The sequence below is a fragment of the Microcella putealis genome (genome assembly GCF_004216575.1).
In the GTDB taxonomy this organism is placed as follows: domain Bacteria; phylum Actinomycetota; class Actinomycetes; order Actinomycetales; family Microbacteriaceae; genus Microcella; species Microcella putealis.
On record NZ_SGWW01000001.1, the window covers coordinates 89,358 to 102,399 of the forward strand.

At 69.8% G+C, this 13,042-nt stretch carries 12 protein-coding genes; 3 read left to right on the plus strand and 9 right to left on the minus strand.

Features of this window, described 5'->3' with window-relative positions:
- Nucleotides 1-70 precede the first annotated feature (70 nt).
- Both EV141_RS00430 and EV141_RS00435 read left to right on the plus strand, forming a co-directional pair.
- Nucleotides 71-955 carry an alpha/beta fold hydrolase gene (locus EV141_RS00430; RefSeq protein WP_130484021.1) on the plus strand — a complete coding sequence of 295 codons (885 nt, stop codon included), beginning with the start codon at nucleotides 71-73 and terminating at the stop codon, nucleotides 953-955.
- On the plus strand, nucleotides 952-2,031 hold the full coding sequence (locus EV141_RS00435; protein ID WP_130484022.1) for a glycosyltransferase family 4 protein: 1,080 nt from the start codon (nucleotides 952-954) through the stop codon (nucleotides 2,029-2,031). The genes EV141_RS00430 and EV141_RS00435 overlap by 4 nt, the downstream gene beginning before the upstream one ends.
- 12 nt (nucleotides 2,032-2,043) lie before the next feature.
- Here EV141_RS00435 and EV141_RS00440 read toward each other — a convergent pair whose 3' ends face one another.
- From EV141_RS00440 to EV141_RS00455, 4 genes are all read right to left on the minus strand, one after another.
- Entirely contained in the window at nucleotides 2,044-2,511 is a 468-nt protein-coding gene (locus EV141_RS00440) for a hypothetical protein (RefSeq protein ID WP_130484023.1), read from the minus strand.
- A 93-nt stretch (nucleotides 2,512-2,604) separates the two neighbouring features.
- On the minus strand, nucleotides 2,605-3,096 hold the full coding sequence (locus EV141_RS00445) for a YbaK/EbsC family protein (RefSeq protein WP_198675482.1): 492 nt from the start codon (nucleotides 3,094-3,096) through the stop codon (nucleotides 2,605-2,607).
- On the minus strand, nucleotides 3,096-3,749 hold the full coding sequence (locus tag EV141_RS00450; RefSeq protein ID WP_130484024.1) for a histidine phosphatase family protein: 654 nt from the start codon (nucleotides 3,747-3,749) through the stop codon (nucleotides 3,096-3,098). Before EV141_RS00450 ends, EV141_RS00445 begins: the two co-directional genes overlap by 1 nt.
- Before the next feature lie 37 nt (nucleotides 3,750-3,786).
- On the minus strand, nucleotides 3,787-4,641 hold the full coding sequence (locus EV141_RS00455) for a Sir2 family NAD-dependent protein deacetylase (RefSeq protein ID WP_130484025.1): 855 nt from the start codon (nucleotides 4,639-4,641) through the stop codon (nucleotides 3,787-3,789).
- 88 nt (nucleotides 4,642-4,729) lie between these two features.
- Here EV141_RS00455 and EV141_RS00460 point away from each other — a divergent pair, with 88 nt between their 5' ends.
- Entirely contained in the window at nucleotides 4,730-5,530 is an 801-nt protein-coding gene (locus EV141_RS00460; RefSeq protein WP_130484026.1) for a TrmH family RNA methyltransferase, read from the plus strand.
- 26 nt (nucleotides 5,531-5,556) lie between these two features.
- On the opposite strand, the gene EV141_RS00465 is transcribed toward EV141_RS00460, so the two are convergent.
- From EV141_RS00465 to EV141_RS00485, 5 genes are all read right to left on the minus strand, one after another.
- Entirely contained in the window at nucleotides 5,557-7,617 is a 2,061-nt protein-coding gene (locus tag EV141_RS00465) for an alpha-galactosidase (RefSeq protein ID WP_241968911.1), read from the minus strand.
- Between the two features lie 68 nt (nucleotides 7,618-7,685).
- Complete coding sequence (locus tag EV141_RS00470) at nucleotides 7,686-9,011, minus strand: ABC transporter substrate-binding protein (RefSeq protein ID WP_130484028.1); 1,326 nt, start codon at nucleotides 9,009-9,011, stop codon at nucleotides 7,686-7,688.
- 83 nt (nucleotides 9,012-9,094) lie between these two features.
- Nucleotides 9,095-9,988, minus strand: coding sequence for a carbohydrate ABC transporter permease (locus EV141_RS00475; RefSeq protein WP_130484029.1), 894 nt, complete (start codon nucleotides 9,986-9,988; stop codon nucleotides 9,095-9,097).
- Nucleotides 9,985-10,923: a carbohydrate ABC transporter permease gene (locus EV141_RS00480; protein ID WP_130484030.1), complete on the minus strand. Its 939-nt coding sequence runs from the start codon at nucleotides 10,921-10,923 to the stop codon at nucleotides 9,985-9,987. Before EV141_RS00480 ends, EV141_RS00475 begins: the two co-directional genes overlap by 4 nt.
- The gene (locus tag EV141_RS00485) at nucleotides 10,920-12,971 is read right to left on the minus strand and encodes a beta-galactosidase (RefSeq protein WP_241968912.1); all 2,052 of its coding nucleotides are present in this window, start codon (nucleotides 12,969-12,971) and stop codon (nucleotides 10,920-10,922) included. The genes EV141_RS00480 and EV141_RS00485 overlap by 4 nt, the downstream gene beginning before the upstream one ends.
- Nucleotides 12,972-13,042 lie beyond the last annotated feature (71 nt).

Below are 13,042 nucleotides of genomic sequence, written 5' to 3' on the forward strand. Positions count from 1 at the left end.
GTTTCGAGCGCGCGGGGCCGCCGTTTCACGAGCCGTTCTCGGCACTGCCCGCGCCCTAGACTGGGCCGCGATGTCGACCCCAGCCCCGCACGCCGCGCTGCTCGCCGCCGTTCCGCGCCGCGAGCGCGCCGTTGAGGTGCTCGGCGCCCGCACTCACCTCGTCGAATACGGTCCGGAGGAGGCGGCGACCACCCTCGTCGTCGTGCACGGTTTCCGCGGCGACCATCACGGGCTGGAACCGGTGGTGGCGCGCCTGCCGCAGCTGCGCATCCTCGCCCCCGATCTGCCCGGATTCGGGCAGTCGGCGCCGTTCCCCGACCGCGCCCACGACATTGACGGCTACGCAGCCTGGCTGGCCGCCTTCCTCGAGGCTGAGGGGCTCACCGGCAGCGCCGTGCTGGTCGGGCACTCGTTTGGCACGATCGTCGTGAGCGCTGCGGTGGCGGCGGGCACCCCGACACCCGCTGTGGTGCTCGTCAACCCGATCGGCGCTCCGGCGCTGTCGGGGCCGCGCGGCCTCCTCACTCGGGGTGCGGTCGCGTTCTACCGACTCGGCGCCGTGCTTCCCGAGAAGCCCGGTTTTGCCGTGCTGCGCAGCCGCCTCATCACCCGCGTCATGAGCGTCACCATGGCGAAGACCCGCGATAAGGGCCTGCGCCGCTGGATCCACGCCGAGCACGACCGCTACTTCTCGGGGTTCGCGAACCGCGACATGCTGCTGGAGGCGTTCCGTGCATCCGTCTCGCACGATGTGTCGGAGTTCGCCGAGCGGGTCACTCCCCGCACGCTCCTGGTCGCGGCGACCCGCGACGACATCACGCCCATTGAGGTGCAGCGGCGCCTCGTGACGCGATTCCCGGATGCGCGTCTCGTCGAGGTCGCGGACGTCGGCCACCTGATTCACTACGAAAAGCCGGCCGAGGCGGCCGCCGCGATCGCGGAGTTCCTGGCGTGAGGGTCGCCGTCGACTGCCGCTACACCCGGCTCGAACGGCACGACGGCATCAGCCGCTTCACCGCGTCGCTGACGGCAGCGCTGGCCCGTCGGCTCGGGCCCGACGACGAGCTCGTGATGCTCGTGAGCGACGAGCGACAGCTGACGATGCTGCCCGAACTGCCGCACGCGCTCATCTCGAGCCCGACGAGTGCGCGTGAACCGCTGGTCGCGCGGCAGGTCAACCGCCTCGCCCCCGACGTCGTGTTCAGCCCTATGCAGACGATGGGCGCGTTCGGCCGCCGCTACCCGCTCGCTCTCACCGTGCACGATCTCATCTACTTCACGCACCGCACGCCGCCGCGCGATCTGCCCGCGCCCGTGCGCTTGCTCTGGCGGCTGTACCACCTCGCGTGGTGGCCGCAGCGGCTGCTGCTGAATCGGGCGGATGCTGTGGTCACGGTCTCCGAGACCACCCGCGCCCTCATCGCGCGGCACCGTTTGACGCGGCGCCCCGTCACGGTCGTGCCGAACGCGGCCGACGCGGTGCCTGCGCGGGAACGCACGCGGCCGGACGGCGTCGAGCTCGTCTACATGGGCTCATTCATGCCGTACAAGGGTGTCGACACGCTCGTGGCGGCACTGCACCACCTGCCGGGTGCGCGGCTTCACCTGCTGAGCCGGATCCCGGCGGGCGAGCGCGATCGGCTCACCGCGGTAGCTCCCGCTGGCTCGCTCGTGGTGCACGACGGCGTTGATGACGCTGAATACGCGGGTCTACTGGATGGTGCCACCGCGCTCGTGCACGCCTCGCGCGAGGAGGGCTTCGGGATACCTCTCGTGGAGGCGATGGGGCGGGGAACGCCGATCGTCGTGGCGGACACGGAGATCTTCCGCGAGATCGGCGGCGAGACGGCCCTGTACTTTCCGGTCGACGATGCCGAGGGCCTCGCCGCGGCCGTGCGTCGGCTGACCCAGCCGGGGGAGTGGGAGCGCCGCAGCGCGGCCGGGCCCGCCGAGGCGGCGCGCTTCGACTGGGATGCGAGTGCGGCTGCGCTCGAGACGTTGCTGAGGACGTTGGCGGCGACGCGCCGCTAGCGGTCGAGACGGCTACGACGCGGGTTGGACGGTGTGGAGAACGATAATGGCGTCCTCATCGGTCAGACAGAACCCCGCGGTCGCCGCCCAGTAACCGTCTGGTCCTTCGATGGCGATGAGCTCGTCGACCGGCATCAGCGTTGCCGGGCCCGTGACGGGGTCTCCCGCCTCGATCGTGGTGCCGTCACGCGTGATGACCACATCGCCGTCCATACGGAAGCCCGCGGGCCAAATCACAAAGCGATCGCGGTCGCCGGCGGCGAGGCGAAAGCAACCGTCGTTGCCGACGACGAGGGGCGCATCGACGTCGATCGCGTCACCGCTGTACGACTCGCCGGCGAGTTGGACGGGAAGTCCGGGCCCTCCGAGGGTGTCGTTCGCCACCTCTGCGGAGCAGGCGGCAAGTGGCGTGACCACCAGCGCCAGCGAGATGAGCGCCCACGCGCGAAAAGGTGCGGGACGCGCGGTGATGCTGGGCATGGCTGACTGTACTGCGTTGCGGGCACCGTCTGTGCGTAGGCGGTGCCCCGATGCCCAGCGTTTTCGCGGCTGGCGCCGATTGACCCGCTGTCGCTAGAACGCGACGGCCGCCACGCGGCCGCCTGACCACTCGATGAGTTGGGGCAGAGTGAGCGGGAAGTTGTCGTAGGCGCTTCCGGCCGCGGCCCACAGGACATCGAAACGGTCGAACGACGCGTCGATCAGCGTCGGCACCGGCGACGGGTGGCCGATGGGCGGCACGCCGCCGATCGAGAAGCCGGTTGCCTGCTTGACGGTGCGGGCGTCAGCCTTCTCGATTCGCGCATCCGTCGCCTGCGCCAGCAGCGCGAGATCGGCGCGCCGGTCGCCGGGAACGAGCACGAGCACCGCTTCGCGCAGCTCATCACCGCCGTCGGCGGGCGCGCGCACCGCGACGAAGACGAGCGACTTCACGATCTGGCCCTCGTCGACGCCGAGGGCCGCCGCGGCCTCGGCCGCCGTGTGCGTCGAGTCGGGCATGCGCCGAATGTCGAGGTCGAGGTGGGCGGTCGCGGCCCGGAAACGCTCGAGACCGGAGGGTGCCACTAGTGGTCGCCTCCGGCGGCCTCGCGCTCGTCTTCGCGGTGCGCGAGCGGGTTCTGCTCGTCGTAGTCGTCGGCGTACGGGAAGATCGACTGCTCGTCGAGCGGGTCGTCGAAGACCACGAGTTCGAGGCCGCCATCGGCGTGCTGGAACGAGTGGATCGAGCCGTTCGTGATCGGCTCGCGGTGGTGGCCCGGCGCGACCGACTCGAGCACGCTGCGAATGACGCCGCCGTGTGCGACGACGATGATCGCCTCGCCGGGGTGCGCATCGGCCAGCCGGTGGAGGCCCGCGATGACGCGCTCGGCAACGGCCTCGCGGGTCTCGCGGCCGGGCACGTCGACGCCCTCGGGGAACCGCGCGTCGAGTTCGGCGCCCGTGAGCCCCTCCGCCTCGCCGTAGTTGCGCTCGACGAACGACGCGTCGTGCTCGACGTCGCCGAGGCCCGCCTCTCGCGCGATGATCTGGGCGGTCTCGGATGCGCGCGACAGCGGCGAGGCCACGATGCGGCTCCAGGCGCGCCCCGCCAGCAACTGGCCGGCGGCCGCGGCCTGGGCACGGCCCGTGTCGTTGAGCGGGATGTCGGTGGCTCCCTGGATGCGGCGGGCGCGGTTCCAGTCAGTTTCTCCGTGGCGCACGAGCGCAAAGACGGTCATCGGTCCCTTCCGCGCGGCCGGATCTCGGCCGCGAAGGTCAGGGCAGGAGCGCGTCGCGCAGGAGGGCGAGCGTCTCGGAAGTGCCCGCGTCGATCTTAACGGCGGCGCGCGCGTCAGCCTTCGTTACTCCCCGGTTGACGATGATGACGGGGATGCGGCGCTTCTGGGCAAGGCCCACGAGCCGCACGCCCGAGTTCACGACGAGCGAGGAGCCGAGCACCACGAGCGCGTCGGCGCGGGCGACGATGCTGCGCGCCTCCTCGAACTTCACGGGCGGCACGAACTCGCCAAAGAACACGATGTCGGGCTTGAGGGTGCCCCCGCAGACGGTGCACTCGGGAACCGCGAAGCGCGACACGTCGTCGACCTCGGCGTCACCGTCGGGGTTGACGCGGCTCGCGGCAGACTCGTCGAACCACGGGTTCAGCACGCTGATGCGCTCAGCGACCGCCTCGCGTGAGAACGCCTGACCGCAGTGCAGGCACACGACGCGATCCATCGAGCCGTGCAGGTCAACGACCCGCTGGGAACCGGCGCGCACGTGCAGGCCGTCGACGTTTTGGGTGACCACGCCGGTGACGAGACCGGCCTGTTCGAGCTCGGCGAGCATCCGATGACCCGAATTGGGGCGCGACGTCGCGAACCGCGACCAGCCCAGGTGACTGCCCGCCCAGTAGCGCTTGCGGTACGGCTCGTCGGCGAGGAACTGACTGTAGGTCATCGGGGTGCGCACGGGGGCACCGGCACCGCGGTAATCGGGAATGCCCGAGTCGGTGCTGACGCCGGCGCCCGTCAACGCGGCAATGCGGCGGCCCTTCAGCAGTTCGGCGGCGCGGGCGAGCTCGGCGAGGGCCTCATCGCCAAGGGCGAGGGCGGGTGCGGTGCTCGTCACGGTCGGTCTCCGATTCGTGGTGCTGGTCTCGAAACTAAACGCGCGCGGTTTCAGATATGTTTCCGGGGGCTGATAGGGAGGCAACTCGGTGCAGATTCGCGAGTTCGACGCGCTCGATGACCCGGCGCTCGACGACTATGCCCGGCTCACCGACGTGGCCCTGCGCCGCGCCATCGAGCCAGAGGGCGGGCTGTACCTCGCCGAGTCGTTGACGGTGATCGGCAGGGCCTTGGCCGCCGGCCACCAGCCGCGCAGCGTGCTCACCTCGGCCCGCTGGCTGCCCGAACTCGAGCGGCTGCTCGACGGTCACGACGTGCCCGTGTACGTCGGCTCGCCCGCCGCTCTCGAAGAACTCACGGGCTTTCACCTGCACCGTGGCGCGCTCGCCAGCATGCACCGACCCACGCTGCCCGAGCCCGCGGAGCTCTTGCGCGATGCCCGCCGGGTGGTCGTGATCGAGAACGTGGTCGACCACACCAACATTGGGGCGATCTTCCGTTCGGTCGCGGGCCTCGGCGCTGACGCCGTCTTCGTGACCGCCGACGCGGCCGACCCGCTCTACCGCCGCAGCGTGCGCGTCTCGATGGGGACCGTGCTGCAGGTGCCGTGGACGCGCCTTCCCGAATGGGATGCGGCGCGCGCGCTCTTCACGGACGCTGGCTTCCAGCTCGCCGCGCTCGCGCTCGCCGACAACGCCGTTGACCTGCGGTCTTATGCGGCGGCGGCGCCCGAGCGGGTGGCCGTGGTCGTCGGTTCGGAGGGGGATGGGCTGTCGCGCCGGGCGCTGGCCGCCGCCGACACCGTCGTGACCATCCCGATGGGGCACGGAGTCGACTCGCTCAACGTCGCCGCGGCCGCGGCCGTCGCGCTGTACGCGCTGCAGGTCTAGGGGCTCGGCGCTCGGCACTCGAACGCTCAGGGCGTGTCGACCGCGGTCGCGCGCAGCAGGATCGCCTGTTCGGGGGCGAGCAGCGGCACGGGCACGCCGAACTCGGCCAGCGCCCGGCCCGTCAACTCGATCGACCCGGCCTGCCACCACGCCGGAGGGGCGTCCTGCACCACGTGCGCGGGGCCGCCCACCTCGATCGCTTCCAGTCGGTACACGCGGTCGGATGCAAGGCTCGGCAGGCGCAAGCGGGGCGGGGTGGCGACCGGCGACGCCGTGAGCTGGACCAGCGCGATGAGGGCGCGGGCGGCATCCTGATCGACGACGGCGTGCACGACGCGGTCGTCGCCCGGCTCGTCGGTGCGGACGACGCGGCCGCCGTGCAGCAGCTCGCGTTCGTCGCGATAGAGCGCGGCCCAGTCAGCGATCTTGCGGCGCTCGTCGTCACTCGTGCGGGTGAGGTCCCACTCGATGCCGGCATGGCCGAACAGCGCCGTCACGAGGCGCAGCGAGAGGGCGTGGGTGCGACCCGTGATGTGGGCGCGATGTGAACCCACGTGCCCACCGAGCAGCTCGGGGGGCATGAGGATGCTCGTGTAGCGCTGGATCGACTGACGCTCGAGGGCATCGTTCGTGTCGGAGGTCCAGAAGCGGTGCACGCGGCGAGCGATGCCGAGGTCGATGCGGGCGCCGCCCGATGCGCACGACTCGATGGCGACGTCGGGGTGGGCCGCGCGCAGTCGGTCGAGGAGGGCGTACAGCGCGCGCGTCTGCTGCGCGGCAGACCCGGCGTGCAGCGCGCGATTGTGGTCCCACTTGAGGAAGCGAATCGGGTACTCGCTCAGCACGGCATCCAGGGCGGCGAACACGTGATCGGCGGCCCCGTCGGCGGTCAGATCGAGTGAGTGCTGCCAGCGCCACGTGGGCGGAAACTGCGCCGTGTCGTCGCCGGCGGCGAGCACCCACTCGGGGTGGTCGTGGGCGAGAGCACTGTTGGGGCTGACCTTCTCGGGTTCGACCCAGAGCCCAAACTGCATGCCGCGCGCGTGCACGGCGTCGATCAGCGGGTGCAGCCCGTCTGGCCAGCGCTCGGGGTCGACGGTCCAGTCGCCGAGAGCGCGTTTGTCATCGGTGCGCCCGGCGAACCAGCCGTCGTCGAGCACGAAGCGTTCGACACCCACTTCGGCTGCGGCGTCGACCAGCGGCGCGAGCTTCTCGAGGGACTGGTCGAAGTAGACGGCCTCCCAGGTGTTCAACATGACGGGTCGCTCGGCCGGGGGAGACAGCCGCCGAACGAAGGGGTGCAGCCGCTCGCTCAGGCCATCGAGGCCCGCGGCGGAGAACGCGAAGACCGTGTCGGGCGCGTCGTACCGTTCGCCCGCCTCGAGCACGACGTCGCCCGACTCGAGCAGCTCGGCGGCAATGAGGCGGCGATCGCCCGCGGGGAGGCTTTCGAGGCCCGTCACGCTATCGCCGCTCCAGGCGTGGTGCAGGGCCCAGACCTCGCCCGAGCGGAAGGAGAAGCCGGGCGTGCCGACCACGGTGAGGAACGGGGCGTCGTGGCCGGGGCGGCCGTGGCGCTGCTCGCGAACGGTCAGGCCGTCGCGCACGCGCCCGCGCTGGGGGCGGCGCTCGTACGCCCAGAGCCCAGTGAAGTCGAGCAGCTCGCTCGCTCGGGCCGGAACGGGCGCGGAGGCGGCCACGCGGTCGATCGCGACGCGGGTGTCGCCCGCCGTGGTGGCCAGCGCGATCGTGACGATTCCCTCGGGGCTGAGCGCGAGCATCCATTCGATTGCGGCAAAGGAGCCGGCGTCATCGAGGGCGTCGATGACGACCCGGATGCTCGTGGCGTTGACGAGCTCGACGGCGCGCGTCGCGAAGCGGGTGGCGAATCGCGAGGCGGGCGCATCGGCGCGGTGGGCCCGGAACGTGGGCCAGCCGCCAAAACCGTCGGACCGGTTCGCGAACAGCGACGGCACGACGGGGATATCGGGGGAGCTGGGCGGCACCGCCTGCGCCGACGCGAGGGAGGCGAGCTGCGGTTCTCTGAGGGAACCGAGGTCGCCGCCCCAGTGAAAGAGGCGGGGCACGCCCGTGCCGCGGGCGTCGAGCAGAACGCTGACACCCGCGGCACGGAGGTGATGGAGTGTGATGGTGCTTACTCCTGGACGGGGATGCTCGCTGCCTGCAGGGCCGCGATGGTCGACTGCTGACCGGCGGTCAGAGCGTCCATGAGCGTACCGCTGCCGGAGATGGCTCCGGAGAAGCCGTCAGCCACGTCGTTGTAGACCTGCGTCATCGTCGGGCCCCACACGAAGTTGGGGTCAACGTTGGTGCCGGCCTCGGCGAAGACCTGGTAGATCTCCTGGCCACCGTAGAACTCGACGCCCTCGGCGAAGACCGGAAGGTTCGCACCCTCGATGGTCGCCGGGTAGATCTGGGCGGTGCGGTTCATGGCGGTGAGCGCGTCAGCGTCGGTGTTCAGCCACAGAGCGAACTGAGCGGCCTCGTACGGGTGCTCCGAGCCCTTCAGCACAGCGGTGGTCGAGCCACCCCAGTTGCCGGCGGCGCTGGCGCCCTCTTCCCACTGCGGCATCGGGGCGACGGCCCAGTTGCCGGCGGTGTCGGGAGCGCCGCTGAGGATGGTGTTCGCACCCCAGACAGCCGAAACCCAGGTCCAGACCTCGGAGTTGTTGAACGCGGCGTTCCACTCATCGGTCCACGGCGGGTTCGCCGACACGAGGTCGTTTTCGAGCAGGCCCTGCCAGTACTCGGCCACCATGAGCGACTCTTCGCCCTCAAGGTTGACCTGCCAGCTGTCGCCGTCGTTCGAGAACCACTGGCCACCGGTCTGCCAGACGAAGCCGGCGAACTGGTTGATGTCGCTCTGCGAGAAGTTGGTGATGTAGCCACCCTCGCCGCGGATCACCTCGGCAGCTGCCTGGTACTCCTCCCACGTGGTCGGCACCTCGATGCCGGCCGCCTCGAAGAGGTCGGCGCGGTAGAACATGGCCATGGGGCCGGTGTCCTGCGGAATCGCGTACACCGCGTCCTCTTCGCCGAAGGTGACCTGGCTCCAGGTCCAGTCGACGAACTGGCTCTCTGCCTCGAGGATTCCCTCGCAGGCGGCAATGTTCTCGAGGCCGTCCTGCACGCGGAAGTTCGGCATCGCGTCGTACTCGATCTGGCCGAGGTCGGGCGCGTTGCCGGCCTCGAGCTGGTTGAAGAAGTTCTGGTACGTGCCCCCCAGGCCGTTCGGGCCGGTCTGCACGTTGACCTGAATGTCGGGGTTCTCTTCGTTCCAGATGGCTACGGCCTCATCGATGCCGGGCAGCCAGCTGGTGAAGTCCAGCTCGACGGGTCCGTCGCTCGGGGCGCAGTCGCCAGAGGCTCCGTCGCCTCCGGTACCGGTCGAGCAGGCGGTGAGGGCGAGCGTGGCCGCGGCCGCGAGGGCCCCGGCGCGCGCAATGCGGGAGATCGCCATGCGTCTTTCCTATCTCTTGGTGGTGTTGGTGGTGAGGGCGGCCGGGCGCAGGGGGCCCGACTCGGGTTCGCTGACCGGCAGGCTCACTTGAGCCCGCCGTTTGCCAGCCCGGACTGCCAGAACCGCTGCAGACCGAGGAACGTGATGATGAGGGGAATGATCGAGATCAGCGAGCCGATGATGACGAGCGCGCGGATGTCGGGGATCTGGCTCACCTGGGTGTTCCAGACGTAGAGGCCGAGCGTGACCGGGAACAGCTCTTCGTCGCGCAGCATGATCAGCGGCAGGAAGAAGTTGTTCCAGATCGCGACGAACTGGAACAGGAAGATCGTCACGAGGGCGGGCGCCATCATGCGGGTCGACACGGTAAAGAACGTGCGGATCTCGCCGGCGCCGTCGATGCGCGCCGCCTCGATGATCTCGTCGGGCACGCTCGCCGCGGCGTAGATGCGGGAGAGGTAGACGCCGAACGGGCTCACGAGACTTGGCAGGAAGACCGCCCAGTAGGTGTTGGTCGCCCCGACCTGGCTGAAGATCAGGAACAGCGGCAGGGCCAGCGCCGTCGCGGGCACCAGCACACCGCCGAGAATCAGGTTGAAGAGGGCGTTGCGGCCCCAGAACGTGTACTTCGCGATCGCGTAGCCGGTCATCGCCGCGAACAGCGTCGCGATGGCGGCACCCAGACCCGCGTACAGCGCGCTGTTCAGCAGCCACTGCAGGAAGACCCCGTTGCGGTAATCGAACAGTGCCTGGATGTTCTCGAAGAGGTTGAATTCGGCGAACCACAGCGGTGCGGTGGTCGTGAAATCGCCGCGGCTCTTTGTCGAGGCGACAAACAGCCACCAGATGGGTGTCAGGAAGTACAGCGTCGCGATGCCCATGACGGCCATAGCCAGCACGCGCGATGAGATCGACTCCTGCACCGGGCTGCGGCCACGGCGGCGCTCGGTCGCGGCGGGATCGGTCACGGCGGTCATGCTTGGGTCCTCTTCTGGGTCAGCTTCAGCACGGTGAACGAGAGGATGAACGTGGCCAGCGCCAGCACGACCGACATGGCCGCCGCGAGAGACACGTTCGGCACCGAGGCCGTCGAGTAGATGAGCAGGTTCGGCGTGAAGTCGCTCGTCACGGTCGAGGTGAAGCTTCGGAAGACCTGCGGTTCGGCGAGCAGCTGCAACGTGCCGATGATCGAGAAGATGCCGGTGAGGACCAGAGCGGGCACCACCAGCGGAATCTTGATCGACCACGCGATGCGCACCTGGCCGGCGCCGTCGAGCCGGGCGGCCTCGTAGATTTCTTGCGGGATCGCGAGCAGGGCCGAGTAGATGATCAGCATGTTGTAGCCGACGTAGACCCAGGTGACAACGTTGGCGATCGACCACAGGACGAACTCGCCCGAGAGGAACGGCACGGCTCGCGTGAGGTCGGTGAAGGGAGAGAGGTTTGGCGAGTAGAGAAAGCCCCACATGATCGCCGCAATGACGCCGGGCACCGCGTAGGGAGCGAAGAACGCCAGGCGGAAGAACTTGGTACCGCGCACGAGCGGCGAGTCGAGCAGCAGCGCGAGGATCAGCGCGATGCCGAGCATGATCGGAACCTGCACGACGCCGAACAGCATCACGCGACTGATCGACTGCCAGAACGCCTCGTTTTCGAACACCGAGATGTACTGACTGAAGCCGCCGAAGACCTGTCGCGCGGCTCCGAACGTGCCGTCCCGCTCGACGACAAGAGTCGACTGGTATACCGCGTAGCCGATCGGGATCACGTAGAACAGCGCGAACAGCACGCCGAACGGCGCGAGGAAGAAGGCGAGCGCGCCGCGGTGGCGCACAGCCTTCGAGGCCTGCTTCGCGCCGCCCTTCCGTGCGGGCGACGCGCCGGTCTGCGGTGACCGGGTTGTCGTAGTCATGCGGACTCCTTCTCGTGCTCGACGGTGAGCGGGGTGCGGACGACGACGGCGGTGCCGGGAGCGACCGGGGCGCCGGAGGTTATGTGCTCGCCCGTCAGCAGGTCGATTCCGGCGACGGGTGCCGCAATCGCGTCTGCACCGTGGTTGATGAGGAAGGTGTAGCGGTTCTGAGGGCCCCGACGCACCACCAGGTCGGCGTCGGGACCCACCGCGGTGGTGGTAACCGCGGCAGCCTCGCACACCTGGGACAGCAGGCGGGCGAGAGCGTCCCCGTCGAGCATCGTGCCGACGTACCAGGCCGATGCGTCGCCGATCTGGCGACGCGTGACGGCGGGACGTCCGGCGGCGGGCCCCGAAAGGAATGTGTCGTGAGCAACGGCGGTACCGAGACGGATGCTGTCGGCCCAGATGCGCGCATCCGCCCCGCTCGCGAGACGCACCGTCTCGTTCGCGGCGAGCGGCTGGAACTCGTCAATAACGATGCCCAGAAGCTCGCGGAAGGCGCCGGGGTAGCCGCCCAGCCGGATGGCGTCGGTCTCGTCGGCGATGCCGCTAAACGGGGTGATGACGACGTGGGTGCCGGCCGCGACGGCGGCCTCAACGGCGGCGACGTCGGCGTCGCTCGGGGCGTAGAACGTCGGCAGGATCACGAGCTCGTACCCCGTGAGTTCGCCGCCCGGGCGCACCATGTCGACCGTGACCCCGAGAGCACGCAGGGCGTTCGCGTAGCGGTGCGCCTCGCTCAGGTAGGACAGCAGCGAGGTGGGGTGCGCCTCACCCTCGGCGGCCCACCACTGCTGCCAGCCGACGACCATCGCGACGCTCGCCTCGACGCGGCTGCCGGTGACCTCATCGAGACGGTCGAGCATGCCGGACAGGGCGACGGAGGAGCGCCACCCGTCGGAGTCGGTGCCGCCGTGGGGGAGGAGGGCCGAGTGAAACTTCTCGGCGCCCCGCTGCGATTGGCGCCACTGGAAGAAGCAGATGCTGTCGGCGCCGCGCGCCACGTGCGTCAGCGCGGTCAGCTGCAGTTCGGCCGGCGACTTGGCGTGGTTGACGGGCTGCCAGCTCACGGCGCTCGTGGAGGTCTCCATGAGCATCCAGGGGCCGCCGTCGGCGAGCCCGCGTGTGAGGTCAGCGCTGAAGGCAAGCTCGGCGATCGGGTCGTCGAGGCGGTGGTCGAGGTAGTGGTCGTTCGCGATGAGGTCGAGATCGGCCGTCCAGCTCCAGTAGTCCTGCGTCTGGATGTGCGCGGTGACCATGAGGTTGGTGGTGACGGGCGCGCTCGAGTGGCGTTCGATCACCGCACGCTCGGCACGGTAGTAGTCGAGCAGAGCGTCGGAGCTGAAGCGCTGGAAGTCGAGCTGGTGCGCGGGGTTTCCGGCCGAGCGGGTGCGGCGCGGCGGCACGACATCGCCCCACTGGCTGTAGCGCTGGCTCCAAAAGGCCGTTCCCCAGGCGTGGTTCAGAGCCTCAATCGTGCCGTAGTGGGCCTCGAGCCAGCGACGGAACGCGTGGGCCGACGTCTCGCAGTAGCAGTGCGCGTTGTGGCAGCCGAGCTCGTTCGAGACGTGCCACAGGGCCAGAGCGGGGTGCTCGCCGTAGCGTTCGGCGACGCGCTCGACGAGGGCAAGCGCGTGCTCGCGGAAAACGGGGGAGCTCGGGCACCACGCCTGGCGGCCGCCCGGCCATGCCGTGACGCCGTCAGCGTCGACCGGCAGGATCGACGGCTCGATGCGCGACAGCCACGGCGGCGCCGAGGAGGTGCCGGTGCCGAGGTTGAGGCGGATCCCCGCCTCGTGCAGCAAGGCGATGATCGCGTCGAGGTTCGTGAAGTCGTACGTGCCCGGCTCTGTTTCGAGCTGCGCCCAGCCGAAGATGTTGATCGCCACGAGGTCAACGCCGAGCTCGCGCATGAGGGCGACGTCTTCGCGCCAGACCTCTGGGCTCCACTGCTCGGGGTTGTAGTCGCAGCCGAGCAGAACGTGGCCCGCCGGATAGCCGCGCACCAGCTCGGGTGCGGTGCGGGTGGCGGGGGTGATGCTCACGGCAGCCCTTTCGGTCTGGGAGGTCAACGACGGTGTTGCTCCGCCTCGTGGTCTCTCACCCCATCGCCCTC